The 26,026-nt window shown below is 66.0% G+C and carries 19 protein-coding genes; 13 read left to right on the top strand and 6 right to left on the bottom strand.

All coding sequences use genetic code 11. The annotated features are described in order from the left end of the window. Positions 1-10: 10 nt before the first annotated feature. The 4 genes from ACSQ27_RS20730 to ACSQ27_RS20715 are packed head-to-tail and all read right to left on the bottom strand — an operon-like array spanning position 11 to position 3,201. The gene (locus tag ACSQ27_RS20730; RefSeq protein WP_436157384.1) at positions 11-370 is read right to left on the bottom strand and encodes a 5-carboxymethyl-2-hydroxymuconate Delta-isomerase; all 360 of its coding nucleotides are present in this window, start codon (positions 368-370) and stop codon (positions 11-13) included. 42 nt (positions 371-412) lie between these two features. Further along, positions 413-2,026, bottom strand: coding sequence for an L-aspartate oxidase (gene nadB, locus ACSQ27_RS20725; protein ID WP_436157383.1), 1,614 nt, complete (start codon positions 2,024-2,026; stop codon positions 413-415). Between the two features lie 21 nt (positions 2,027-2,047). After that, the gene (locus ACSQ27_RS20720; RefSeq protein ID WP_436157382.1) at positions 2,048-2,929 is read right to left on the bottom strand and encodes a segregation and condensation protein A; all 882 of its coding nucleotides are present in this window, start codon (positions 2,927-2,929) and stop codon (positions 2,048-2,050) included. A gap of 44 nt (positions 2,930-2,973) precedes the next feature. Continuing rightward, complete coding sequence (locus tag ACSQ27_RS20715) at positions 2,974-3,201, bottom strand: DUF3460 family protein (RefSeq protein ID WP_436157381.1); 228 nt, start codon at positions 3,199-3,201, stop codon at positions 2,974-2,976. Between the two features lie 139 nt (positions 3,202-3,340). Between ACSQ27_RS20715 and bamE the strand changes: the two genes are divergently transcribed. Continuing rightward, entirely contained in the window at positions 3,341-3,862 is a 522-nt protein-coding gene (bamE, locus tag ACSQ27_RS20710; protein WP_436157380.1) for an outer membrane protein assembly factor BamE domain-containing protein, read from the top strand. Here the strand turns inward: bamE and ACSQ27_RS20705 are convergent. After that, positions 3,859-5,529 (bottom strand): SulP family inorganic anion transporter, encoded by a 1,671-nt coding sequence (locus ACSQ27_RS20705; protein WP_436157379.1) that lies wholly within the window; start codon positions 5,527-5,529, stop codon positions 3,859-3,861. The genes bamE and ACSQ27_RS20705 overlap by 4 nt on opposite strands. A 208-nt stretch (positions 5,530-5,737) precedes the next feature. On the opposite strand from ACSQ27_RS20705, the gene ACSQ27_RS20700 reads away from it, so the two are divergent. Beyond that, on the top strand, positions 5,738-7,546 hold the full coding sequence (locus ACSQ27_RS20700) for a sensor domain-containing diguanylate cyclase (protein WP_436157378.1): 1,809 nt from the start codon (positions 5,738-5,740) through the stop codon (positions 7,544-7,546). A 39-nt stretch (positions 7,547-7,585) separates the two neighbouring features. Here the strand turns inward: ACSQ27_RS20700 and metG are convergent, their stop codons facing one another. After that, positions 7,586-9,664, bottom strand: coding sequence for a methionine--tRNA ligase (metG, locus tag ACSQ27_RS20695; RefSeq protein ID WP_436157377.1), 2,079 nt, complete (start codon positions 9,662-9,664; stop codon positions 7,586-7,588). Positions 9,665-9,819: 155 nt separating this feature from the next. Between metG and apbC the strand changes: the two genes are divergently transcribed. The 11 genes from apbC (at position 9,820) to ACSQ27_RS20640 (ending at position 26,025) form a co-directional block, all read left to right on the top strand. Further along, entirely contained in the window at positions 9,820-10,911 is a 1,092-nt protein-coding gene (gene apbC, locus ACSQ27_RS20690) for an iron-sulfur cluster carrier protein ApbC (protein ID WP_436157376.1), read from the top strand. 28 nt (positions 10,912-10,939) lie between these two features. After that, on the top strand, positions 10,940-11,881 hold the full coding sequence (locus ACSQ27_RS20685) for a LysR family transcriptional regulator (RefSeq protein ID WP_436157375.1): 942 nt from the start codon (positions 10,940-10,942) through the stop codon (positions 11,879-11,881). Between the two features lie 269 nt (positions 11,882-12,150). After that, positions 12,151-13,779 (top strand): OFA family MFS transporter, encoded by a 1,629-nt coding sequence (locus tag ACSQ27_RS20680; protein WP_436157374.1) that lies wholly within the window; start codon positions 12,151-12,153, stop codon positions 13,777-13,779. A gap of 96 nt (positions 13,780-13,875) precedes the next feature. Beyond that, positions 13,876-15,693: an NADH-ubiquinone oxidoreductase-F iron-sulfur binding region domain-containing protein gene (locus tag ACSQ27_RS20675; RefSeq protein ID WP_436157373.1), complete on the top strand. Its 1,818-nt coding sequence runs from the start codon at positions 13,876-13,878 to the stop codon at positions 15,691-15,693. Then, positions 15,690-18,560, top strand: a complete 2,871-nt coding sequence (gene fdhF, locus ACSQ27_RS20670; RefSeq protein WP_436157372.1) for a formate dehydrogenase subunit alpha — start codon at positions 15,690-15,692, stop codon at positions 18,558-18,560. The genes ACSQ27_RS20675 and fdhF overlap by 4 nt, the downstream gene beginning before the upstream one ends. Positions 18,561-18,606: 46 nt before the next feature. Beyond that, positions 18,607-19,194, top strand: a complete 588-nt coding sequence (locus ACSQ27_RS20665) for a DUF3305 domain-containing protein (RefSeq protein WP_436157371.1) — start codon at positions 18,607-18,609, stop codon at positions 19,192-19,194. Next, a complete protein-coding gene (locus ACSQ27_RS20660) occupies positions 19,187-19,879 on the top strand; it encodes a DUF3306 domain-containing protein (RefSeq protein WP_436157370.1) in 693 nt (230 codons plus the stop codon). Before ACSQ27_RS20665 ends, ACSQ27_RS20660 begins: the two co-directional genes overlap by 8 nt. Then, a complete protein-coding gene (locus ACSQ27_RS20655) occupies positions 19,806-21,947 on the top strand; it encodes a 4Fe-4S dicluster domain-containing protein (protein WP_436157369.1) in 2,142 nt (713 codons plus the stop codon). The genes ACSQ27_RS20660 and ACSQ27_RS20655 overlap by 74 nt, the downstream gene beginning before the upstream one ends. Positions 21,948-21,976: 29 nt before the next feature. Further along, entirely contained in the window at positions 21,977-22,594 is a 618-nt protein-coding gene (locus ACSQ27_RS20650) for a TorD/DmsD family molecular chaperone (RefSeq protein WP_436157368.1), read from the top strand. A 198-nt stretch (positions 22,595-22,792) separates the two neighbouring features. Next, entirely contained in the window at positions 22,793-22,999 is a 207-nt protein-coding gene (locus tag ACSQ27_RS20645; RefSeq protein ID WP_436157367.1) for a formate dehydrogenase, read from the top strand. A gap of 53 nt (positions 23,000-23,052) precedes the next feature. After that, positions 23,053-26,025 carry a formate dehydrogenase subunit alpha gene (locus ACSQ27_RS20640; protein WP_436157366.1) on the top strand — a complete coding sequence of 991 codons (2,973 nt, stop codon included), beginning with the start codon at positions 23,053-23,055 and terminating at the stop codon, positions 26,023-26,025. Position 26,026: the final 1 nt, after the last annotated feature.

The following is a 26,026-nucleotide window of genomic DNA, read 5'->3' as shown; positions in this document are numbered from 1 at the left end:
CCGCTTTGCCTTAAAGCTTTTCCTTGACGTAGGACGCGCGGTCCATGTCCACCATCTCCACGCTCAGCTGCACCGTCAAGCCGGCGGGCCGCGGGCTCAGGCGGCGCAGTACATCGGCGATGCGCGCACCCAGGTCTTTCTTGGCTTCAGGCGTACGGCCCGACAGCAGGCGCAACTGCGCATGCACAAACGCGCGTGAGGCCGGTGCGGTGCCGATCTCAAAATCGTCCAGCGCCACCACGCGGGTTTTCAGGTCGGATTCGTCCTGGATTTCAGGGCTGGCGGTAAGGGCCTGGTTCAGGGCCTTCAGCACTTCGGCCTTGGGGAAGCCGGCGAGGTTGCTGGAGTATTCAACGATCAGGTGAGGCATGTAAATTCCAGAGAGGGAAGTGGCAAAAAAAATCGGGAAGGATCAGCTTCCGGGCGGCACCAGCACGGTGGGAACCGCCTGCTCGGCGATGCCGGGGTAGTCGCGGCTGAAGTGCAGGCCGCGGCTTTCATGCCGGCCATGGGCCGAGCGCACGATCAGGTCGGCCACCTGCACCAGGTTGCGCAATTCCAGCAGGTCGCGCGTGACGCGGAAATTGGCGTAAAACTCCTGGATCTCGGCATCGAGCAGGGCGATGCGGTGCGCCGCGCGCTCCAGCCGTTTGGTGGTGCGCACAATGCCCACGTAATTCCACATGAAGCGGCGCAGCTCGTCCCAGTTGTGCGAGATCACCACGGCCTCGTCGGCGTCGGTGACCTGGCTTTCGTCCCAGGCGGGCAGGGCCGGCGTTTCGGCGGTGGCTTCGGCTTCAATCGCGGTCGCCGCTGCGCGCGCCAGCACCACACATTCGACCAGCGAGTTGCTGGCCAGGCGGTTCGCGCCGTGCAGGCCGGTGCAGGCGGTTTCGCCGATCGCATACAGGCCCGCCACGTCGCTGCGGCCCTGCAGGTCGGTCAGCACGCCGCCGCAGGTGTAGTGGGCAGCCGGCACCACCGGGATCGGCTGGCGCGTGATGTCTATGCCGAGTTCGAGGCAGCGCTTGAGGATGTTGGGGAAATGTTCCTGTAAAAACGCCGGGCTCTGGTGAGAGATGTCCAGGTAGACGCAGTCCAGGCCGTGCTTTTTCATCTCAAAGTCGATGGCGCGGGCGACCACGTCGCGCGGCGCCAGTTCGGCGCGTTCGTCATGCGCCGGCATGAAGCGCCCGCCGCCGGCCGAGGGCGGCAGCAGCAGCTTGCCGCCTTCGCCGCGCACGGCCTCGGTGATCAAAAACGATTTGGCCTCGGGGTGGTAGAGGCAGGTCGGGTGGAACTGGATGAACTCCATATTGCCCACGCGGCAGCCCGCGCGCCAGGCGGCGGCAATGCCGTCGCCGGTAGCGGTGTCGGGGTTGGTCGAATACAGGTAGACCTTGCCCGCGCCGCCTGTCGCCAGGATGGTCTGGCCGGCGCTGAAGGTCAGCACCTGGCCGCCGGCGGTATCCAGCACATAGGCGCCGTGGCAGCGCTTGCCTGGGCGCTTGAGCTGCCGGTCGGTGACCAGGTCCACCAGCATGTGGTGCTCGAACAGCGTGATGCCGGGTGTGGCGCGCACCCGCTCTATCAGCGTGCGCTGCACGGCTGCGCCGGTGGCGTCGGCCGCGTGCACGATGCGGCGCTGGCTGTGGCCGCCTTCACGGGTCAGGTGCAGCTCGCCCGGGTGCTCGCCGTCTTCCGAAAACGCCACGCCCAGCTGGCGCAGCCAGGCGATAGCCTCGGGCGCGCCCTGGACCACGGCCTGCGTGGCCGGCAGGTCGCACAGGCCGGCGCCGGCGACCAGGGTGTCTGCTACGTGCTGCGCCAGTGTGTCGCCCTCGGCCAGCACCGCGGCCATGCCGCCCTGGGCCCAGGCGCTGGAGCCGTCGTTGAGTTCGCGTTTGGTGACCACCGCCACGCGCCGCCCGGGTGCCAGCAGCAGCGCGGCGGCCAGGCCGGCCAGGCCGCTGCCGATGATGAGGACGTCAAAGGCGTGCTGCGGCGGGGCCGGCAAGCGTGTCATTGAAAGATGAAGGGTTGGGGCCTAAGCAGGCGTGTAGGCGAGGCGGACGTAAATTGGCGCGAAAGCCTCGGCCTGCGTGACTTCCAGCAGGCCTTCCTTGGACAGCTCAAGCAGCGCGATAAAGGTCACCACCAGCACCGGCATGCCGCGCGCGGCGTCGAACAGCTCTTCGAACTCCAGGAACTTGCGGCCCTGCAGCTTGCGCAGCACGATGCTCATGTGCTCGCGCACCGAGAGTTCTTCGCGGCTGATCACGTGGTGCTGGATCAGGCGGGCGCGTTTGACGATGTCGCGCCAGGCTTCCTGCAGGTCGACCACGTTGACGTCGGGAAAGCGCGGCTGCAGCGACTGCTCGACATAGACCTGCGCGCGCAGGAAATCGCGGCCGAACTGCGGCACCTCGTTGAGCTTGTGGGCGGCCAGCTTGATCTGCTCGTACTCGAGCAGGCGGCGCACCAGCTCGGCGCGCGGGTCTTCAGGCTCCTGGCCCTCGGCCACCTTCTTGGGCGGCAGCAGCATGCGCGACTTGATCTCGATCAGCATGGCCGCCATCAGCAGGTATTCGGCCGCCAGTTCGAGGTTGGTGGCGCGTATCTCATCGACATAGGTCAGGTACTGGCGCGTGACCGCCGCCATCGGGATGTCGAGAATGTTGAAGTTCTGCTTGCGGATCAGGTAGAGCAGCAAGTCCAGCGGGCCCTCGAAGGCCTCGAGGAAGACCTGCAGCGCATCCGGCGGGATGTACAGGTCGTGCGGCATCGCGAACAGCGGCTCGCCATAGAGGCGTGCCAGCGCGACCTGGTCTATCACCGCGGGCATGTCCGTGCCCGTTGCCTCAGGCTGCGCCTGGCCGGCGGGCGGCGGCAGTTCCTGGGGAGCGGGGGGGAAATGGGGCTGGGACATGAAAAAAGCAGCGGCTGCGGTCGTCGCGAAGGGCTGTGGCGCCCTTATTTGCCGTTGGGGTGGCTGCTGGTGCCGTAGACGTAGGGCTGCTGGGGCACGCGGGCCTCGCCGTATTCGGCCTGTTCGGTCCGGTCCAGGTTCTTGTCCCACAACAGGGCGCGCCCGGCGCGCTGTTCGGCCTCCAGCGTGGGCTTTTGGGCCTTGAGCTGGGCTATGAATTGCGTCGTGTCGGAGGTGTAGTCGGAGCGGCGGAAGATGTTGAGGAGGGCCATAGGGTCTAAACTGCCTGAAACGTATAGTGGGCTGATTTTACCGGGGTCTGCCATGCCTTCCTTGTTTTCGCCCTTTTCGCCCTCGTTACCAGCCCAAAAGGGCTTTGCCCCCGTTTTTTCGAAAAGGATGCTTGCCTGTATGGGTCTGCTGTCATTTGTCCTGGGCCTGGTGGGCTGCGACCCGCAGCGCATCGCCGAACTCGAAGAGGGCGTTGCCACCGAGGCCGACGTCCGCGCCCGCTTCGGCGAGCCCGAAAAAATCTGGAGCGCGGCCGACATGGCCGAGACGCCCCTGCCGGGCGCGGCCGCTGCGCCGGGTGCCCGCACCTTCGAATACAACCGCCAGCCGCAGGGCCAGGTCAACTACATGATCACCCTAGGCGCCGACGGCAAGATGAGCGCGCTCCGGCAGGTGCTGACGCCGCAGAACTTTGAGAAAGTGCTGCCCGGCATGCGCATGGAGCAGGTGCGCAAGATGCTGGGCAAGCCCATGAAGGTCACGCCCTACGCGCTCAAGCAGGAAACCCACTACGACTGGCGCTACCTGAACCCACCATCGACGGCGCGCATCTTCACCGTGGTGTTTGACGCCGACCTCAAGGTCAAGGGCACGGCGTCCACCGACGAGGAAAGCATCAGCCCCAGCGGCGGCACGCGCTAAACCGTCTCGATCTTTGCCAGGAAGCCGGAGCGCTCCATCACCGCCAGCGGCTGGGCGTTGAGCCCGGCGATCACCAGCCGGCCGCCGCGCAGCACGATGGCCTTGTGCAGTTGCTCGAGCACGTCCAGGCCCGAGGTGTCCAGCGACTGCAGCGACTGCACGTCGAGCCGCACGACCAGGCCCTTGGGTGCGCTTTCCACGACGTTGAGGATGGGGTCGAGTTTGGCCACCGCGCCGAAGAACAGCGAACCGTAGAGCTGGAAGCTGGCGGTGTCTGCGTCGCGCGAGACCTCGACCACCTGGAACAGGCTGCTCATGCGTTTGACGAAGAGCACGCAGGCCAGGATCAGCCCGACCTGCAGCGCCACCGTGAGGTCGAACACCACGGTCAGGAAAAACGTGCCCAGCATGATGAGCCGGTAGTGGCTGCTGGCCTGGGGCAGGCGGGCGAACTCGCGCCATTCACCCATGTTCCAGGCCACGTAAAGCAGGATGCCCGAGAGCACGGCCAGCGGCACGTGCACCGCCAGCGGCGCGGCCGCCAGCACGATCAGCGCCAGCGTGAACGCATGCACCAGGCCCGAGACCGGCGACGTGGCGCCGGAGCGCACATTGGTCACGGTGCGGGCAATTGTGCCGGTGGCCGGCATGCCGCCGAAAAAGGGCACGACGAAGTTGGCTATGCCCTGGGCCATCAGCTCCTGATTGGGGTCGTGGCGCGGCAGGCCCGAGACCTGGTCGGCCACGCGCGCGCACAGCAGCGACTCCACCGCGCCCAGCATCGCGATGGTGATGGTGGGCGCCACCAGCAGGCGCACGGTTTCCCACGAAAAATCAGGCAGCGCGAAGGAGGGCAGGGCGCGCGGGATGCCGCCGAAGCGCGTGCCTATGGTTTCGACCGGCAGCGACAGCGCGTAGCTGAAGGCCGTCAGCGTCACCAGCGCCACGATGGGGCCGGGCATGCGCGAGGCCATGCGTGTGGCGCGCTTGAGCTGCACACCCTCGACCGCCTGCACCATGCGGATCAGGCGCATGGTGAAGCCGCCGGCGCCGCGCGCCTGCGTGTCGAACAGCCGGGGCCAGATGAACAGGCCCAGCAGGCAGATGAGGCCCAGGCCCAGCGCATAAGGGTTGAAGCTGTCCAGGTGGCCGCCCAGGACCTTGATCTGCGAAAAAAAGTCGGCCGGCATCTTGGGCACCACCAGGCCCAGCAAGTCCTTGACCTGCGACAGCGCGATCAGCACCGCGATGCCGTTGGTGAAACCCACGACGATGCTGACCGGCACGTAGCGCACCAGCGTGCCCAGCTTGAGCAGGCCCAGCAGGAACAGCAGCACGCCGGCGCAGGCGGTGGCGATCAGCAGGTTGGCCAGGCCGTAGCGTTCGAGGATGCCGTAGACAATCACGATAAAGGCCCCGGCCGGGCCGCCGATCTGCACCGCCGAGCCGCCCAGCGCCGCGATCAGCGCGCCGGCGATGATGGCGGTCCAGATACCGGCTTCGGGCTTGAGGCCGGAGGCGATCGCAAAAGCCATGGCCAGCGGCAAGGCCACAATACCGACGGTGAGGCCGGCGCCGGCGTCCTTCAAAAACCGTTCCCGCGTGTAGCCCGCCAGCGCCGAGAACAGGCGAGGGCGAAAGGGCGCGAGGTAGGCGGACCAGTGCATGGGTCCCCGATTGTGGCGCTGCGGGCGGGTGGACGAAGTGTCCTTCGCGTGACTTTTTTCCATTGTTCGCAATGTAAAGATTAGTTACATTAAAGGTGCAAATTAGGCTTAATGGATTACTTTTTGGTGACTTCACTGCCCTAAAGATCGCCAGCTAGGTCAGGATACGCCTCGGCATGTTCGGCATGTTTTTCTTGGGGGGAAGTGATTGCCTTTTGTTGTTTCTTCGTTGCTGCTGCCGCGCCTGCCATCTCTTGCCGCTTTGCTGGCTGCTTTGCTGCTGGCCCACGCCATGGCGCTGGCGCAAGAAGTTCCTGTTTCCCCGGCAGCGGAGGCCGCCCCTGTTGAAATTTCCACCGCAACCCTCGCGGCTGGGGTGCCAGGCCCTTTCAAGGCCGGGCGCGGCGTCATGGGCGAGGGCCAGGTGCTGGTCGACAGCGCCGGAACCCTGACCTTCGAGCAGGTGCGCAGCAAGTTTGATGCCGGTGAAGGGCTGCCCGTCCAGTCCCGGGACATCATGCCCACCGGCGGCGGGGCGGCACTCTGGTATCGGCTGGCCTTGCCGGCGGTCGCCGCGCCCACGCCGCTCATGCTCACGGTTCCCCATCCCAATATGGACAGCGTGGACCTGTACCGGCCTGCGACTGCGGCTTCCGGCGCCGCCGCCTGGCAAGTCGAGCGTTCGGGCGATGCGGTGCCTGTTGCGGCCTGGCCGGTGCGCCATTTGACGCCGGCCTTCGAACTCCTGCTGCAGCCCGGCGAAATCCAGCCCACCTACCTGCGCGTAGCGCACAACTATCCCATCAGCGTGCCCTGGCAGCTGTCCGACCCCGACAGCTTCCACGAACAGTCCAAGGAGGCGCACCTGCTGCTTGGGGTGTACATCGGCCTGGTGCTGCTGATCGCGATGATGAGTGCGCTGCACGCCGTGTCCTGGCGCGACGGCATTCATCTTTTTTTCGCCGGTTATGTGCTGGTGGTGGCCGCGGGCCAGCTGGCGCTGACCGGGCTGGCCGGCGAATTCCTCTGGCCCGGCAGCGCCTGGTGGAACGACAGCGCGCCTGTGGCGATGACGCTGGCCACGGCCGCGCTGCTGCACCTCTTTTTGCGTCAGATGGTGGTCGACCGCGACGCGCCCTGGCTGTCGCGCGGCCTGCTGATGATGACGCTGCTAGGCGCGGGCATCCTGTCGGCTTTCCTGGTGATGGGCAACAAGTCCTCCTTCAACCTGGCCACGCCTTATTACCTGGGCAGCATGGCCGTCTACCTCAGCGTGGCCGGCTGGTATGTCTGGCGCCGGCCCATGGTCGGGATATGGGTGCTGGCCGCCATGGCCTGCCTGACGGTGGGTTCGGTGTTTCCCATCCTGCGCACCCAGGGCCTGCTGCCGCTGGGGGTCGCCACGCAATACGGCGCGCAGATAGGCGCGGCCTTCGAGATTTTGCTGCTGGTGGTGGCGCTGTACCTGCGCAGCCGCGAAAAGCGCGACAACCAGGCCCGCGTCGGCGCGCTGACGCGCGTGGACCCCTTGACCGGGCTGGGCAACCACCGCGTGCTGCTGCAGCGGCTGGACGCGCTGCTGGTGCGCCAGCGGCGCGACCCGGGTGCCGGTGCGGTGCTGCGCGTGCGGCTGGGCAATGCCATCGACATCCGCCAGGACTACGGCATGGAAGCGGCGCAAAGTGCGGTGGTGCAGGCCGGGGCTTGCGTGGCGGGCGTGGCCAGCGACGGTGACACCGTGGCGCGGCACCGCGACGGCGATTTCCTGCTGATCCTGCAGGGCCACCTCACGCGCGACGAACTCACGCAGATCGCGCAGCGCCTGATCGCGCGCGGCCTGGCCGACAGCCCCAGCCTGCCGCCCGGCACCATGATGCAGTTCAGGATCGCCGTGGCCGAGGCGCCGTTCAACCAACCCGATGCCGAGCAGTTGCTGCACGCCATGGGCGACGTGCTGAGGGAGCTGTCGGGCCGTTCCGGCACCGGCTTGCGCTTTATCAGCGCGGCGGCTGGCTGAGGCCGGGCGGCGCTGAGAGCGCTCGCCGCTGTCAGCGGCTTAGTGGATGCGCATGCCGGGGCTTGCGCCCGGCAGCGGTTCCAGCACATAAATGCCCGGCTGGGCTTTTTCATCGGCATGGCTGGCGGCCAGCACCATGCCTTCGCTGATGCCGAACTTCATTTTTCGCGGCGCCAGGTTGGCGACCAGCACCGTGAGCTTGCCGACCAGGTCTTCGGGTTTGTAGGCCGAGGCGATGCCGCTGAACACATTGCGCATGCGGCCCTCGCCGGCATCCAGCGTCAGGCGCAGCAGCTTGGTCGAACCTTCCACCGCTTCGCAGCTGACGATCTTTGCGATACGAAGATCGACTTTGGCGAAGTCATCAATCGTGATGGCGGGGGCGATCGCCTCGCCGCCCGGCAGGTCCGTGGGCGCGGCCGGTGCGGCTTCGGCCTGGGCCGGTGGCTCAAACAGCGCATCGAGCTGCTTGACGTCGACACGCTGCATCAGGTGTTTGTAGTCGCCGATCCCATGGCCCTTGCCCAGCGTGGCGCCGGCATCGGCAAAACCCAGCGGGCCGACCTTGAGGAAAGCTTCGACCTGCGCGGCCAGCGCGGGCAGCACCGGCTTGAGGTAAATCGTCAGCAGGCGGAAGGCTTCGATGCAGACCGTGCAGACGTCCTGCAGGCGCGCGTCCATGCCGTCCTGCTTGGCGAGTTCCCAAGGTTTGTTCTGGTCCACGTAGGCATTCACGCGGTCCGTCAGCAGCATGGTTTCGCGCAAGGCCTTGGCGAACTCGCGGCTTTCGTAGAGCGGCGTGATCACGTCCTTGGCCGCGCGCAGCGCATCCAGCAGCGCCGCGCCGTCGGCCGACACCTCGCCGAGCTGGCCCGCAAAACGCTTGCTGATGAAGCCCGCGGCGCGGCTCGCGATGTTGATGTACTTGCCCACCAGGTCGCTGTTGACGCGCGCCATGAAGTCGTCGGCGTTGAAGTCGATGTCCTCGTTGCGCGCATTGAGCTTGGCGGCCAGGTAGTAGCGCAGCCACTCGGGGTTCATGCCCAGGCTCAGGTACTTGAGCGGATCCAGGCCGGTGCCGCGGCTCTTGCTCATTTTCTCGCCGTTGTTCACCGTCAGGAAGCCGTGCACGAACACGTTGTCGGGCGTCTTGCGGCCGCTGAAGTGCAGCATGGCCGGCCAGAACAGGGTGTGGAAGGTGACGATGTCCTTGCCGATGAAGTGGTACTGCTCCAGGCCGGGCGTGGCCATGTAGGTGTCGTAGTTTTCGCCGCGTTTTTCGAGCAGGTTCTTGAGGGAGGCCAGGTAGCCGACCGGCGCGTCCAGCCAGACGTAGAAATACTTGCCCGGCGCGTCGGGGATTTCAATGCCGAAGTAGGGCGCGTCGCGGCTGATGTCCCAGTCGCCCAGGCCTTCGCTTTTTGTGCCGTCGGCGTTCTCGCGCACCGAGAACCACTCCTTGACCTTGTTGGCCACTTCAGGCTGCAGCTTGCCGTCCTGCGTCCATTTTTCGAGGAACTCCACGCAGCGCGGGTCGGACAGCGTGAAGAAAAAATGCTCCGAGCTCTTGAGCACCGGCTTGGCACCCGACAGGGCCGAGTAGGGGTTGATCAGGTCGGTGGGCGCGTAGACCGCGCCGCAGACCTCGCAGTTGTCGCCGTACTGGTCCTTGGAATGGCAGTTGGGGCACTCGCCCTTGATGAAGCGGTCCGGCAGGAACATGTTCTTCTCGGCGTCGAAGAACTGCTCTATGGTCTTGGTGGCGATCAGCCCGGCCTTTTTGAGGTCCAGGTAAATCTGCTGCGCGAGCTGGTGGTTTTCCGGGCCGTCGGTGGAATGCCAGTTGTCGAAGCTGATGTGGAAGCCGTCCAGGTAGGGCTTGCGGCCCGCGGCGATGTCGGCCACGAACTGCTGCGGCGTCTTGCCGGCCTTTTCGGCGGCGATCATGATGGGCGCGCCGTGGGCGTCGTCGGCGCCCACAAAATTCACCGCATGGCCCTGCATGCGCTGGAAGCGCACCCAGATGTCGGCCTGGATGTATTCCATGATGTGGCCGATATGGAAATTGCCGTTGGCGTAGGGCAGGGCGGTGGTGACGAACAGGCGGCGCTGGGACATGGTTATCTTTGTAGGCTTAATGAGGGCTAACCGGTGATTTTAAGTCGCTCAGGGGCCATGTCGCCCCGCCAAGCCCCCATGACCCCAGTGGGCGCCGCCACGGCGTTAGACTTCAGGCCACCCCCGCCACGTCAGATTCAACGGAGTATTTCCCCATGTCCCTGGACACACAGGCAGTCCTGAATGCCGCGCAGACCGTACTGGACCCGAATACCGGCAAGGATTTTGTCAGCACCAAGGCCTTGAAAAACCTGCAGCTCAGCGGCAGCGACGTGTCCTTTGATGTCGAGCTGGGCTACCCGGCCAAAAGCCAGGTCGCCGGCCTGCGCAAAAGCCTGATCGCCGCTGTCAAGGGCGTGCCGGGCGTCGGCAACGTCTCGGTTAACGTCACGGTGAAGATCGCCAGCCACAGCGTGCAGCGCGGCGTGCAGCTGCTGCCCAACGTCAAGAACATCATCGCGGTCGCTTCCGGCAAGGGCGGCGTCGGCAAAAGCACCACCGCCGTCAACCTGGCGCTGGCGCTGGCGGCCGAGGGCGCCAGCGTCGGCCTGCTCGACGCCGACATCTACGGCCCCAGCCAGCCCATGATGATGGGCATAGAAGGCCGGCCCGAGAGCGTGGACGGCAAGAACATGGAGCCCATGGAGAACTACGGCATCCAGGTGATGTCCATCGGTTTCCTGGTCGCCCAGGACGAGGCCATGATCTGGCGCGGCCCCATGGCCACCCAGGCGCTGGAGCAGCTGCTGCGCCAGACCAACTGGAAAGACCTGGACTACCTGATCGTCGACATGCCGCCCGGCACCGGCGACATCCAGCTCACGCTGTCGCAGCGTGTGCCCATGACGGGCGCCGTCATCGTCACCACGCCGCAGGACATCGCGCTGCTGGACGCGAAGAAGGGCATCAAGATGTTCGAGAAGGTCGGCGTGCCCATCCTCGGCATCGTCGAGAACATGGCGGTGCACATCTGCAGCAACTGCGGCCATGCCGAGCACATCTTCGGCGAGGGCGGCGGCAAGAAGATGGCGGCCGACTACAAGATGGACTACCTGGGCGCGCTGCCGCTGGACATGCAGATCCGCCTGCAGGCCGATAACGGCCGGCCCACCGTGGTGGCCGACCCGGACGGCGAGGTCGCCGGCATCTACAAAGCCGTGGCGCGCAAGATGGCCGTCACCGTGGCGGCCAAGTCCAAGGACTTCTCCGCCAAGTTCCCGACCATCACCATCAGCAAGAACACCTGAAGCGCACCAGGCGGCGAGGCGCACCCCCATGAACCTGCTGGCATCCCTGCGCTACCTGGCCGCGCTCGACGAGCACAAACATTTCGGCCGCGCGGCGCAGGCCTGCCACATCACGCAGCCGGCGCTGTCCAATGCGCTGCGCGCGCTGGAGCGCGAGTTCGGCACCGTCATCGTGCGGCGCGGGCGCAACTTCGAAGGTCTCACACCCGAAGGCGAGCGTGTGCTGCTCAGCGCCCAGCGCATGTTGCATGAGCGCGAGCTGCTGCAGCAGGAACTCGACAGCGGCATCGGCAAGCCGCAGGGCAGCCTGAGCATAGGCGCCGTGCCCACCGCCATGCCGGTCGCCGCGCGGTTTTGCGCGCTGTTGCAGGCGCGCTACCCCGGCATCTCGCCGACGGTGCGCTCCATGAGCTCCAACGAGCTGGAGGCCGGCCTGGAAAGCCTGTCCCTGGACATGGGCCTGGGCTACACCGACCGGTTGCGCGCCAACGGGCCCAGCCTGCGCCAGATCAAGCAGTACACCGAGCACTACTTTTTCGTCCGCCGCGCCGCCAAGGCGAGCAAAGACCTGATGCAGATAGGCCCCAAGATCACCTGGGCCGAGGCCGCGAAATATCCCCTGTGCCTGCTCACCCGCGAGATGCACAACCGCACCATCGTCGACAAGGCTTTCCAGGAAGCCGGCGAGGCCTGCGAACCCGTGATCCAGACCAACTCCATCCTCACGCTGGCGCTGTCGGTGGCCGAGGGCAATGTCTGCACCGTGATGCCCGGCGCGCTGGTCGGCGCGGTGCGCGGCTACCGCGAACTCGAAGCCCTGCCCCTGGTCAGCCCCGAGGTGCGCACCAGCATAGGCTTCATGGCCCAGGGCGGCGACCCCTCCCGCACCCTCGAAGCGGCACTGGCCCTGGCCCAGGACGCAGGCTGGCTGCGCCATGCAGCAGCCCACAGCGGCCTGCTGAGCATTTAAGCCCCCACGGTCGCTCACTGCGTGTAGCTCCCTGCCCCCCGAGGGGGCCGCTGCGCCTGCGGCCCGGCAAAGCCGGTTCCGCGGCCCCGGCTTGGTTTGGACACACCTACTGGGGTATACGGGGATCGCGCCCGTGGGGGCGTACTTACCCTGCATTTAGTTTTTGAATCAACATATGTCTCGATTCAATTTGACCGTGTTGCCGTGTGGCCGCGACACTTCGCGCACCTCGATGAGGGCGAACTACACCAATAACACGGAGACAAGACATGTCAGGATTCCTCGACAAAGAGCGCATCATTGCCGGCCCCGGCTTCAACCGCTGGCTGGTTCCCCCCGCCGCACTGGCGATTCACCTTTGCATAGGCATGGCCTACGGTTTTTCGGTGTTCTGGCTGCCGCTGTCCAGGGCGCTGGGCATCAAGGAGTCCATCAAGTGCGGCCCTGAAGTCGGCTTTATCGCCGAGCTCTTCACCACCAGCTGCGACTGGAAGATCTCCACGCTGGGCTGGATGTACACCCTGTTCTTCGTGCTGCTGGGCATTTCGGCGGCCACCTGGGGCGGCTGGCTCGAACGCGCCGGCCCGCGCAAGGCCGGCGTGGTGTCGGCCGTCTGCTGGTGCGGCGGCATGCTGATCTCGGCGCTGGGCATTTACCTGCACCAGTTCTGGCTCATGATCCTCGGCTCGGGCGTCATCGGCGGCATAGGCCTGGGGCTGGGCTACATCTCGCCGGTCTCCACGCTGATCAAATGGTTCCCGGACCGCCGCGGCATGGCCACCGGCATGGCCATCATGGGCTTCGGCGGCGGCGCGATGATAGGTTCGCCGCTGGCGGCCGACCTGATGAAGTACTTCGCGACGCCCACCAGCGTGGGTGTGATGGAAACCTTCGTCGTCATGGCGCTGGGCTATTTCGTCTTCATGATGGCCGGCGCTTTCGGCTACCGCGTGCCTGAAACCGGCTGGAAGCCCGAAGGCTGGACGCCGCCGCCCGCCAGCAACAACACCATGATCACCCAGCGCCACGTGCACGTGAAAAAAGTCTGGGGCATTCCCCAGTTCTGGCTGATCTGGATGGTGCTGTGCATGAACGTGAGCGCCGGCATCGGCGTGATCGGCATGGCCTCGCCCATGCTGCAGGAAGTCTTCGGCGGCTCGCTGATCGGCGTCGCCAAGAAATTCGGCGAACTCGACAAGACCCAGCTGGCCGCCATTGCCGGCGTCGCCGCGGGCTTTACCGCGCTGCTGAGCCTGTTCAACATCGGCGGCCGTTTCTTCTGGGCCAGCCTGTCCGACAAGCTGGGCCGCAAGATGACCTACGTGGTGTTCTTTGTGCTGGGCGGCGTGCTGTATTTCAGCGTGCCGGGCAGCGCGGCGGCCGGCAGCATTTTGCTGTTCGTCGGTGCCTTCTGCATCATTTTGAGCATGTACGGCGGCGGTTTTGCCACCGTGCCGGCCTACCTCGCCGACATCTTCGGTACCCAGATGGTGGGCGCCATCCACGGCCGCCTGCTGACGGCCTGGGCCACGGCCGGCATTCTGGGCCCGGTGGTGGTGAACTACATGCGCGAATACCAGCTCGGCCTTGGCATCCCGCGTGAACAGGTCTATAACCAGACCATGTACATCCTGGTGGGCATGCTGGTGATAGGCCTCATCTGCAACCTGCTGGTGCGCCCGCTGAACCCCAAGTGGTTCATGACGGACAGCGAACTCGCGGAAGAAAAACGCCTGGCGCACGAAAAAGCCGTGGCCTCCGAAGTGCACCGCGCAAACGGGGGCAATGGCGGCACGGTCAGCCCCGCGGTAGTGGTGCTGGCCTGGCTCGCGGTGGGCATTCCCCTGGCCTGGGGCATCTACCGCACGCTGCAAAGCGTGGCCAAGTTTTTTGCCTGAGCATTCCTTTCATTCCTTTATCGATTGATCGACGATTTTTAGTTTCAAGCCAAGCCGTCCCCGCGCCCCCGCGCGGGGACGTCGGCCCAGCCAACAATGAACCATCCTGGTCGCAGTCCCGAAGTCAAAGCCGTCGCCGTCGCCACGGTCGACGAAATGCGCGAGCGCATACGCCGCAAGAGCAAACTCAAGGGGCGCCAGGCGGACGACCAATCCCTGGACGAGGTGCGAGCGCTGTTAGGCGCGCGGCCCCAGGCCGGCCACAGGCGCGACCTGCTGATCGAGCACCTGCACACGCTCAATGACGCCTACCGCTGCCTGCACGACAGGCACCTGGTGGCGCTGGCCAAGGAGATGAACATCCCGATGGCCGAGGTCTACGAGGTCGCCACGTTTTATCACCACTTCGAGGTGGTGCGCGGCGACGGCCAGGCCCCGGGCCTGACGGTGCGGGTCTGCGACGGCCTGGCCTGCGAGCTGGCCGGCGCGCAGGATTTGCTGGCGCGCCTGCCGGCGCTGCTGGGCAATCAGGACGTGCGTGTGATCGCTGCGCCCTGCATAGGCCGCTGCGAGCAGGCGCCCGCCGTGGCGGTGCACCAGCAGGCTGTGCCCTTCGCGACGCTCGAGGTCGTGGTTGCCGCGGTCGGGCAGGCGCCGGCGTCAGCAAGCGTTGCGCAGGCTACCGTTCCTTTTGCCGCCGCCGATTTCGCTGAACACAGCGTGACCGGTACCGGCGCGGTGGACGCCATGCCTGGGTACACCGGCTACGCGCTGTACCGCGCGAACGGCGGTTATGCGCTGGCCGCCGCCGTGGTCAACGGCGAGGAAGACGCTGAACGCATCATCAAGGCCATGGAGGATTCGGGCCTGCGCGGCCTGGGCGGTGCGGGTTTTCCGGCCGGCCGCAAATGGCGCATCGTGCGCGAGCAGCCGGCACCGCGCCTGATGGCGGTCAATATCGACGAGGGCGAACCCGGCACCTTCAAGGACCGGACCTACCTGGAGCGCGACCCGCACCGCTTCCTCGAGGGCCTGCTCATCGCGGCCCAGGTGGTGGGTGTGGAGGCCTGCTACATCTACCTGCGCGACGAATACCATGACTGCCGCGCCATTCTGCAGGCCGAGCTGGACAAACTGCGCGCGGACCCGCCCTGCGAGCTGCCGCTGATCGAGCTGCGGCGCGGCGCGGGCGCCTATATCTGCGGCGAAGAGTCCGCGATGATCGAAAGCATAGAAGGCAAACGAGGCGAACCGCGCATGCGCCCGCCCTACATCGCGCAGGTGGGCCTGTTCGGCCGGCCCACGCTGGAGCACAACTTCGAGACCCTGTACTGGGTGCGCGACATCGTCGAAAAAGGCCCGCAGTGGTTTAGCGGCTTCGGCCGCAACGGCCGCAAGGGCCTGCGCAGCTTCAGCGTAAGCGGCCGCGTGAAACACCCCGGCGTCAAGCTGGCGCCGGCCGGCATCACTGTGCGGGAGTTGATTGACGAATACTGCGGCGGCATGGCCGAGGGCCACGACTTCTACGCCTACCTGCCCGGCGGCGCCTCGGGCGGCATCCTGCCGGCCTCCCTGGGCGACATTCCGCTGGACTTCGACACGCTGCAGCCTTATGGTTGTTTCATTGGTTCGGCCGCCGTCATGGTGCTGGGCCACCAGGACCGCGCGCGCGACGCCGCCCTCAACATGATGAAGTTTTTCGAGCATGAAAGCTGCGGCCAGTGCACGCCCTGCCGCGTCGGCACGGCCAAAGCCGCGAAGCTCATGCAGGCCGAGCGCTGGGACGGCGACACGCTGGAAGACCTCAACCTCGTGATGACCGACGCTTCCATCTGCGGCCTGGGCCAGGCCGCGCCCAACCCGGTGCGCAGTATCCAGAAATATTTCCCGCACGAGATTGGAGCCACGGCATGAACGCGCCCGCCAAACTGGTTGAAGTGACGCCGCAAACCGTCGAGTTCAAGCTCGACGGCAAGACCGTGCACGCCTACGAAGGCGAGACCATCTTCAAGGCCGCCGCGCGCCACGGCGTGGACATTCCCCACCTCTGCTACAAGGACGGCCTGCGGCCCGACGGCAACTGCCGCGCCTGCGTGGTCGAGGTCAAGGGTGAGCGCACGCTGGCGCCCAGCTGCTGCCGCAACGCCACGGCCGGCATGGAGGTGCAGGCGCAGAGCGAGCGCGCGCTCAAGAGCCAGAAGATGGTGCTGGAGATGCTGCTGTCGGACATGCCTGGCGCAGGCTACAAATGGAATGAAAAAGACGAGTCGCTGCAGCACGGCGAACTCAGCGAATGGGCGGCCCGCATGGAGGTGCAGGTGCGCCCCGAATTCAAGGCCCTGCGCCGCGAGCAGCCAAAGGCCGATATCTCGCATCCCGCCATGGCGGTGAACCTCGACGCCTGCATCCAGTGCAACCGCTGCGTGCGCGCCTGCCGCGAAGAGCAGGTCAACGACGTGATCGGCTACGCCATGCGCGGCTCGCACAGCGAAATCGTGTTCGACCTTAACGACCCCATGGGCGACAGCACCTGTGTGGCCTGCGGCGAATGTGTGCAGGCCTGCCCCACGGGCGCGCTCATGCCCAAATCGCAGGTCGGCTCGCAAGTGGTCGATAAAAAGGTCGACTCGGTCTGTCCCTTCTGCGGCGTCGGCTGCCTGCTGACCTACAACGTCAAGGACAACAAGATCGTCAGCGTGGACGGGCGCGACGGCCCGGCCAACCATTCACGGCTTTGCGTCAAGGGCCGTTTCGGCTTCGACTATGCCCACAGTCCGCAGCGCCTGACAGTGCCGCTGATCCGCAAGGCCGGCGTCGCCAAGGACCCCGAGGCGCTGCAGCACCTTAACCGCGACAGCGCCGACTGGTCCGAGGTGTTCCGCGAAGCGAGCTGGGAAGAGGCGCTGGCACTTTCCGCCGGAAGCCTCAGGGGCCTGCGCGACACGCACGGCAAAAAAGCGCTGGCCGGTTTCGGCTCGGCCAAGGGCAGCAACGAAGAGGCTTATTTGTTCCAGAAGCTGGTGCGCACCGGCTTCGGCTCCAATAACGTGGATCACTGCACGCGGCTGTGCCATGCCTCCAGTGTCGCGGCCCTGCTCGAAGGTGTGGGCTCGGGCGCGGTGAGCAACCAGGTCAACGACGTGGAGCACTCCGACCTGATCTTCGTGATCGGCTCCAACCCCACCGCCAACCACCCGGTGGCCGCCACCTGGATGAAAAACGCGGCGAAGAACGGCGCCAAAATCGTGCTGGCTGACCCGCGCATCACCGACATCGGCAAACACGCCTGGCGCACCCTGCAGTTCAAGGCCGACACCGACGTGGCCATGCTCAACGCGCTGATCCACACCGTGATCGACGAAGGCCTGGCCGACCAGGACTTCATCAGCAAACGCGCGAGCAACTACGAGGCGCTGAAAGAAAACGTCAAGGGCTACAGCCCCGAGGCCATGGAGCCCATCTGCGGCATTCCGGCGCAAACCCTGCGCGAGGTGGCGCGTGAATTCGCCAAGGCCAAGGGCGCGATGATCCTCTGGGGCATGGGCATCAGCCAGCACGTGCACGGCACCGACAACGCGCGCTGCCTGATCGCGCTGGTCACGGTGACCGGCCAGATCGGCAAGCCCGGCTCCGGCCTGCACCCGCTGCGCGGCCAGAACAACGTGCAGGGCGCCAGCGACGCGGGCCTGATCCCCATGATGTTCCCCAACTACCAGCGCGTGGACAACGCCGGCGCGCACGCCTGGTTCGAGAAATTCTGGGACACCCCGCTGGACGAAAAGCCCGGCTACACCGTGGTCGAGATCATGCACAAGGCGCTTGCGCCCGACAGCGACCCGCACAAGATACGCGGCATGTACATCATGGGCGAGAACCCGGCCATGAGCGACCCCGACCTCAACCACGCGCGCCACGCGCTGGCCAGCCTGCAGCACCTGGTGGTGCAGGACATCTTCATGACCGAAACCGCCTGGCTCGCCGACGTCGTGCTGCCGGCCACCGCCTGGCCCGAAAAAACCGGCACCGTCAGCAACACCGACCGCATGGTGCAACTGGGCAAGCAGGCGGTCACGCCGCCCGGCGAGGCCAAACCCGACCTCTGGATCATCCAGCAGATCGCCCAGCGCATGGGGCTCAACTGGAACTATGCGGGCGAGCATTCGGGCGTCGCGGCCGTCTACGAAGAAATGCGCCAGGCCATGCACGCGGCCATCTCGGGCATCACCTGGGAGCGCCTGGAGCGCGAGTCCAGCGTGACCTATCCTTGCCTCACCGAAGACGACCCCGGCGCGCCCACCGTCTTCATAGACCGCTTCGCCACCAACGACGGCCGGGTGCACCTGGTGCCCGCCGACATCATCCCGGCCGACGAGCGGCCTGACGCGGACTACCCCTTTGTGCTGATCACCGGGCGGCAGCTCGAGCACTGGCACACCGGCAGCATGACGCGCCGCGCCACCGTGCTCGATGCGATCGAACCCATGGCCACGGCCTCGCTGTGCGGCGACGACCTGGCGGAGCTTGGATTGCAGGCCGGCGACGTGATCACCGTGCAGTCGCGCCGCGGCCAGGTCGCCATCCACGTGCGGCGCGACGACGGCACGCCGCACGGCGCCATCTTCATCCCCTTTGCCTATTACGAGGCGGCCGCCAACCTGATGACCAACGCCGCGCTGGACCCCTTCGGCAAGATCCCGGAGTTCAAGTACTGCGCGGTCGCGATACGCCGCGGCGGCCAGGTGTCGGCCACCCAGGGTTATGGCGAAGGGGTTGCCCGCTAGAGGGTCTTTGCCGGCTTCGGGGCATACCCCGCCGTACACTGCGGGCATGCCTGACTTCCAGCTGCGCTCTCCCGAAACAGACGCCGCCGTGCCCCGGCCCTGCACGGCGGTGGCCGTCGTCATGCGCCGCGAGCGCATAGACAACCGCTGGCAGCCCTGGCGCTGGGTGCTGGCCGACGTCGTGCCCCATGAAGACGGTTTCGGCGCCGCGCCGCGGCTGCTGCTGAAAGACGAACGTGAAGAGCGCTGGCTGCACCCGGGCTTCGGGGTCGAGCTGTTCACCGACGACGCCGAAGGTTATTACCTCAACGCCAGTACCGCGCAGCCCTGCTTCTGGGTGGTGTGGCGCATGGAAGAAGAAGCGCGGCTGGCCGATGAGCCCGTTGCCATTCCCCAGACCGTCACCCTGAGCTACCACGATGCCGGCCGCTGGCTGGACGCGCAGGAAACCGTGGAGCAGGTGCCCGCGCCGCCCGAGGTCGTGCAGTGGCTGCAGGCATTCGTCGACAAACATCACGTGCTGGAGCCCAAGCGCCGGCAGCGGCCGCAAAGCTTCAAGCCGCTGAGCGACCGCTTCGGCAACCCGGCCAGCGTGAGCACCGGCAAAAAAACCGGCGGGGGCGGCCATGGCTGAGGACGCCGGTTTCCTGGGCCGCTGGGCACGCCGCAAAGAGGACGCGCGCCAGGGCAAGGCTTTGGAGGAGCCGGCCGCTGCCGTTCCAGCCACCCCGGTCGACCCCGCTGCACCCCCAACTGTGGCGCAGACCGCAAGCCCGGCGCCTGACCCTGCCGCTACGCCCGATGCAGCGCCTCCCAAAGTGCTGACACTCGACGACGCCCGGCTGCTGACCAAAGATTCCGATTTCAAGCCCTTCATGGCCGGCGGCGTGAGTCCCGAGGTGCGTAATGCGGCCATGAAAAAGCTCTTCGCGGATCCGCACTTCAACGTGATGGACGGCCTGGACACGTATATCGACGATTACTCCAAATTTGAGCCGATTCCCGAGTCCATGCTGCGGCAGATGGTCAGCGCGAAGTTTTTGAAACTGTTTGGCGACGAGGATGAGGACAAGAAAGATGGCGCGCAGGACGACGCGGTCCCGCCGCGGGAAAGCGCCAATAACCCCACGGCTGAAACCGTGGCACAGTCCTCCTATGAAAACCCGGACATAGCTCCCGCTGAGCCGTCCGGTCCGCCAGAGACCAGCCAACCCGTGCCTCCCGTGGCCGGTAGCCAACAAGACCATGCCCACACTGATTTGCGACTGCAACCAGACCATGCCGCTCCAGCCCCAGGCGCTGGGCGCGGCGCTCAATGAGAGCCTGACGCTGCATTCGGCGCTGTGCCGGCGCGAGGCCGGTGCCTTCCAGAAGGCCGTGCAATCGGGCGACGACGTGGTGGTCGCCTGCACCCAGGAAAAGCGCCTGTTCGCTGAGGTCGGTGCGCAGACCCAAGGTGCCACGTCGGTCGTGAAGTTCGTCAATATCCGCGAGACCGGCGGCTGGAGCAAGGATGCCGCCGCAGCAGGCCCCAAGATCGCGGCGCTGCTGGCCGCGGCCCAGCTGCCCGACGCCGAGCCCGTGGCCACCGTCACTTACAAGAGCGCCGGCCGCCTGCTGATCGTCGGCGCGCTGGACCAGGCCGAGCAGGTGGCGGCGCTGCTGGCCGACACGCTGGAGGTGACGATCTTTGCGCAGGGCGTTTCCGCTTCGGCGCAAGCCGGCATTTCAGCCAGCCTTCCCGCGCAGGAGCGCAAATACCCCGTGGTCAGCGGCGAGCGGCTCGCGCTCAGCGGCTGGCTGGGCGCTTTCAAGGCCAGCTGGGACAAGACCAATCCGATTGACCTGGACCTGTGCACGCGCTGCAATGCCTGCGTGGCCGTGTGCCCCGAAGGCGCGATCGACCTGAGCTACCAGGTGGACGCCGGCAAGTGCACATCCCACCGTGACTGCGTGGCCGTCTGCAAGGTGGCGGGTGCGATCGACTTCAACCGCGAGCCGCAAACGCTTACCGAAGCGTTTGACCTGGTGCTCGACCTGGGCGCCACGCCGCTGATCACCTTGCATGCGCCGCCGCAAGGCTACTTTGCCCTCAACGCCTCAGCCGGCCTGGCCTCGCCCGGCCTGCTGGCCACCGTGGTCAAGCTGCGCGACATGGTGGGCGAGTTCGAGAAGCCCAAGTTTTTTGCCTACAAACAAAAGCTCTGCGCCCACAGCCGCAACGAGACCGTGGGCTGCAATGCCTGCATAGACATCTGCTCGGCCGGCGCCGTCAGCAGCGAGAAAAAGCGCCAGCAGATCGTCGTCAACCCCAACCTCTGCGTGGGCTGCGGCGCCTGCACCACGGTGTGCCCGACGGGTGCGCTCACTTACGCCTATCCGCGCGCGAGCGAACAGGGCGTGCGCTTCAAGACCTTGCTGTCGACTTATGCCAAGGCTGGCGGCACGCAGCCCGTGCTGCTCTTGCACAGCCAGGAAGGCGGCCAGCAGGCCGTCGAGGCCCTGGGCCGCGCCGCGCGCCTGCAAAAAACCGTGCGCGGCGTGCCCGCCAACGTGATCCCGCAGGCGCTCTGGCACACGGCCAGCCTGGGCCTGGACCTCTGGCTCAGTGCCGTCGCTTTCGGTGCCGCGCAGGTCGCCGTGCTGGTGACGGATGAGGAAGCGCCGGCTTACCTCGAAGGCCTCACGCAGCAGATGCGCGTGGCGCAAACACTCATGAACGGCCTGGGCTATGCGGGTGTTCACTTTCACTTGCTGCGCGCCCAAGCCGGCGACATTGCCGGCCTGGACGCCGGCCTGCAGGCGCTGGCCCGCAACCGGCCCGCCGTGCCCGCGGCCCCCGCGCGTTTTGCCGTTGCGCAGGAAAAGCGCAGCACGCTGGACATGGCGCTGGACCACCTGATGGCGCAGGCGCCCGCAGCCCTGCCTGAAGCGATCGCGCTGCCGGCCCAGGGCTCGCCCTTCGGCAGCCTGGTGGTCAATGCCGACAGCTGCACGCTGTGCCTGAGCTGCGTGAGCGCCTGCCCGGCCAGCGCGCTGCAGGACAACCCGGATCGCCCGCAGCTCAAGTTCATCGAGAAAAACTGCGTGCAGTGCGGCTTGTGCGCCACCACCTGCCCCGAGGACGCGATCACCTTGCAACCACGCCTGCTGCTGACGCCGCAGCGCAAGGAGGCGAGGGTGCTCAACGAAAGCGCGCCTTATCACTGCATACGCTGCGCCAAGCCCTTCGGCACGCTCAAGGCCATCGAGTCCATGCTTGGCAAGCTGGCCGGCCACGCGATGTTCCAGGGCGCCGCGGCCGACCGCCTCAAGATGTGCGGCGACTGCCGCGTCATCGACCTGTATTCCGCCGAGAACGAAGTCAAGATCACCGACATCCGCTGAGTGCCTGATCACCAGAACAAGACGCCGCCATGACACCCGCCTCCCTGACCGCCTCCACCCTGGACGAAGAAACTGCGCGCGCCGAGGTCTACGGCCTGCTGGCCGCGCTGTACTACGCCGCGCCATCGGCCGAGCTTTATGAAAACCTGCGTGTCGCCGTGACGGCCGCGCCCGCCGAGGGCGCGCTGCTGGAAAGCCCCTGGGGCGAGCTGGTGGCCGCGGCGCGCGCGCAAAGCCTGGAGGCCGTGGCCCAGGAGCACGATGCGCTGTTCGGCGGCGTGGGCAGGCCCGAGCTATACCTCTTTGGTTCTCATTACCTCAGCGGCTTCCTCAACGAAAAACCGCTGGCCGCACTGCGCACCGAGCTTGCGGCGCTGGGCCTGGCGCGCGACGAGGCCATGCCCGAAACCGAAGACCACGTGGCCTACCTCTGCGAAGTCATGCGCTACCTGATCGCCGGCGACGACGTGGCTGTGGCCAACCTCACGCGGCAGCGCGAGTTTTTCGCGCGGCACCTGCAGCCCTGGCTGCCCTTGATGTGCGAGGCCATTGCGCAACACCCCAAGGCGCGCTTTTACGCGGCGCTGGCGGCTTTCACGCAAGCCTTCATCAGCGTCGAGGCGCAGGGCTTCGACATGCTGGCTTGAGGGGCGGGCGAAGTTTTCTCAAATTGAGACCGCCTGCGGCAGGCCGCGCCGCGCGGGCGCTCGGTGATCGTAAGAGGGCCTATCGTTTTCCCTAGCCCTACCGATTGAGTGGGACAAGCCATTGTGGCGCGGCCCCCTCTGACGTACAGTACTATGCAAACGGTTGCATACCGAGCAAGCCTTCCCCTGGAGAACACCATGCAGGACAGCCAGCCAAAACCCTCGCGACGGGGATTCTTTTTCGGCGCCGCCGCCACCGGTGCGGCCGCAGCGGCCGTCGTGGCCCTGCCCGGTGCGCCTGCCCTCCAGGCCGAACTCCCCGTGCCCAAGCCCGCTCCTGAAAAAGGCGGCGGCTACAGCCTCTCGGAACACGTCAAGCGCTACTACAAGACCACCCGCGTCTAGCTCATCCGCCCTTCCGCGCCCGGCCCCGCTTTCACTTTTCCACGGAGAGCTTCATGCTGCTCACGAAAAAATCTTCCGAAGTCCATCCCGCGCACCGCGCCGGTTCCGCGCGTTTTGTGCAGAGCCTGTCGCGGGGCCTGTCCAATGCATTGCCCACCATGGACCGCCGCGCTTTCCTGCGCCGCTCCGGCCTGGGCGTCGGCGTCGGCCTGGCCGCGACGCAGCTGACCCTGGTCAAAAAAGCCGAGGCCGCCGCGCCCGGCGCCACGGCCGACGGCACCGGCAAGATCGAGGTCAAGCGCACGGTCTGCGGCCATTGCTCGGTCGGCTGCGCGGTTGATGCCGTGGTGGAAAACGGCGTCTGGGTGCGCCAGGAGCCGGTGTTCGATTCGCCCATCAACCTGGGCGCGCACTGCGCCAAGGGCGCCGCATTGCGCGAGCACGGCCACGGCGAATACCGCCTGCGCTACCCGATGAAGCTGGTCAACGGCAAGTACGAGCGCATCAGCTGGGACACGGCCCTCAATGAAATCAGCGCCAGGCTGCTGGAGTTGCGCAAGGACAGCGGCCCCGATTCGGTGTACTGGGTGGGCTCCTCCAAGCACAGCAACGAGCAGGCCTACCTGATGCGCAAGTTCGTGAGCTTCTGGGGCAGCAACAACTGCGACCACCAGGCCCGCATCTGCCACTCGACCACGGTGGCCGGCGTCGCCAACACCTGGGGCTACGGCGCCATGACCAATTCCTACAACGACATGCAGAACAGCAAGTGCGCGTTGTACATAGGCTCGAATGCCGCCGAGGCCCATCCGGTCAGCATGCTGCACATGCTGCACGCCAAGGAAACCGGCTGCAAGCTGATCGTGGTCGACCCGCGCTTCACGCGGACGGCCGCCAAGGCCGACGAGTACGTGCGCATCCGTTCGGGCTCCGACATTCCCTTCCTCTTCGGCGTGCTGTACCACATCTTCAAGAACGGCTGGGAAGACAAAAAATACATCAACGACCGTGTCTACGGCATGGACAAGGTCAAGGCCGACGTGATGGCCAAGTGGACGCCCGACAAGGTGCTGGAAGCCTGCGGCGTGGACGAAGCCACCACGCTCAAGGTGGCCACCATGATGAGCCAGAACCGTCCCAGCACGATTGTCTGGTGCATGGGCCAGACGCAGCACACCACCGGCAACGCCATCGTGCGCGCATCCTGCATCCTGCAATTGGCGCTGGGCAATATCGGCAAGTCCGGCGGCGGCGCGAACATCTTCCGCGGCCATGACAATGTGCAGGGCGCGACCGACGTCGGCCCCAACCCCGATTCGCTGCCCGGCTACTACGGCCTGGCCGAAGGCTCGTGGAAACATTTCGCCAAGACCTGGGGCGTGGACTTCGATTGGATCAAGGGCCGCTATGCCTCGGCCGCCATGATGGGCAAGCCCGGCATCACGGTCTCGCGCTGGATAGACGGCGTGCTCGAGAAAAACGAACTCATAGACCAGGATTCCAACCTGCGCGGCGTGTTCTTCTGGGGCCATGCGCCCAACTCGCAGACGCGCGGCCTCGAAATGAAGCGGGCCATGGACAAGCTGGACCTGCTGGTGGTCGTCGACCCTTATCCCTCGGCCACCGCCGCCATGGCCGCCATGCCCGGCAAGGCCGAAGACCAGAACCCCAAACGTGCGGTGTATCTGCTGCCGGCGGCGACCCAGTTTGAAACCAGCGGCTCCGTCACGGCGTCGAACCGCTCCATCCAGTGGCGTGAAAAAGTCATAGAGCCGCTGTGGGAAAGCCGCAGTGACCACATGATCATGCACCAGTTCGCCGAAAAGCTCGGCTTCGCCAAGGAGCTGTCGAAGAACTACAAGATGCAGAAGGTCAAGGGCATGGACGAGCCCGTGCCGGACGACATCCTGCGCGAGATCAACAAGTGCGTCTGGACCATTGGCTACACCGGCCAGAGCCCCGAGCGCCTGCAGGCGCACATGCGCAACATGCACCTGTTCGACGTCAAGACCCTCAAGTCCAAAGGCGGCAAGGACAAGGCCACCGGCTACGACACCACGGGTGACTATTTCGGCCTGCCCTGGCCTTGCTGGGGCAACCCGGAACTCAAGCATCCGGGCTCGCCCAACCTTTATGACACCTCCAAGCACGTGATGGACGGCGGCGGCAACTTCCGCGCCAATTTCGGCGTCGAAAAGGACGGCGTCAACCTGCTGGCCGAAGACGGTTCGTATTCGCTGGGCTCCGACATCACCACCGGCTACCCCGAATTCGACCACCTGCTGCTCAAGAAGCTCGGCTGGTGGGACGACCTGACCGATACCGAAAAAACCGCGGCCGAGGGCAAGAACTGGAAGACCGATGCCTCCGGCGGCATCATCCGGGTCACCATGAAGCTTCATGGCTGCCATGTGTTCGGCAACGCCAAGGCCCGCGCGGTGGTCTGGAACTTCCCCGATGCGATTCCGCAGCACCGTGAGCCGCTGTACGGCAACCGCGCCGACCTGCAGGCCAAATACCCCACACATGACGACAAGAAAGCCTTCTGGCGCATGCCCACGCTGTACAAGACCATCCAGCAGAAAAACATCGCCGACAAGGTGCATGAGAAGTTCCCGCTGGTCATGACATCGGGCCGCCTCGTCGAGTACGAAGGCGGCGGCGAGGAAACCCGCTCCAACCCCTGGCTGGCCGAGCTGCAGCAGGAGATGTTCATCGAGATCAATCCCAAGGTGGCCGCCGAAAAAGGCATACGCAACGGCGAACGCGCCTGGGTCAGCACCCCCACGGGCGCGCGCCTGAATGTGCAGGCCCTGGTGACCGAGCGCGTGGGCCCGGACACGGTGTTCATGCCCTTCCACTTCTCGGGCCGCTGGCAGGGCGCCGACATGCTGGCCTATTACCCCAACGGCGCGGCGCCTGTGGTGCGCGGCGAGGCCATCAACACCGCGACGACCTACGGGTACGACAGCGTGACGATGATGCAAGAAACTAAAACGACGGTCTGCAACGTCGAAAGGGCATAGT

Origin of the sequence: Polaromonas sp. LjRoot131, assembly GCF_964252805.1 — a bacterium.
Lineage (GTDB): Bacteria > Pseudomonadota > Gammaproteobacteria > Burkholderiales > Burkholderiaceae_C > Polaromonas.
Note: the sequence above shows the minus strand (reverse complement) of the source record. Positions and strands in the feature narration are given on the sequence as shown.